The sequence below is a fragment of the Exiguobacterium sp. J17977 genome, from assembly GCF_018616375.1.
GTDB classification, from domain to species: domain Bacteria; phylum Bacillota; class Bacilli; order Exiguobacteriales; family Exiguobacteriaceae; genus Exiguobacterium; species Exiguobacterium mexicanum.
Genome location: NZ_JAEQBB010000020.1, coordinates 1 through 335, shown reverse-complemented (window position 1 = coordinate 335; position 335 = coordinate 1). Strand labels below are relative to the sequence as shown.

The following is a 335-nucleotide window of genomic DNA, read 5'->3' as shown; positions in this document are numbered from 1 at the left end:
CCGAACACGGAAGTTAAGCGCTTCAGCGCCGAAAGTAGTTGGGGGTCTCCCCCTGTGAGGATAGGACGCTGCCAGGCTGTTTGTTTTTTCAAAAAAATTATTGACTTTCTTCTTGATGAGACTTAAAATAGGTAAAGTCGATACAGTAATTATTTAAAACGGTCCCGTGGTGTAGTGGTTAACATGTCTGCCTGTCACGCAGAAGATCGCGGGTTCGAATCCCGTCGGGACCGCCATTTTTTATTTTATTTAATAAGTTGGCTTTGTAGCTCAGTTGGTAGAGCAAAGGACTGAAAATCCTTGTGTCGGCGGTTCGATTCCGTCCAAAGCCACCA

The 335-nt window shown here is 45.4% G+C and carries 2 tRNA genes and 1 rRNA gene; all 3 read left to right on the top strand.

The features are described 5' to 3' along the window. Positions 1 to 77, top strand: a 5S ribosomal RNA gene (gene rrf / locus KNO58_RS15500); the annotation flags it as partial. A gap of 83 nt (positions 78 to 160) precedes the next feature. Further along, positions 161 to 236: transfer RNA gene (locus tag KNO58_RS15295), tRNA-Asp, on the top strand. Positions 237 to 259: 23 nt separating this feature from the next. Next, a tRNA-Phe gene (locus tag KNO58_RS15290) sits at positions 260 to 335 on the top strand.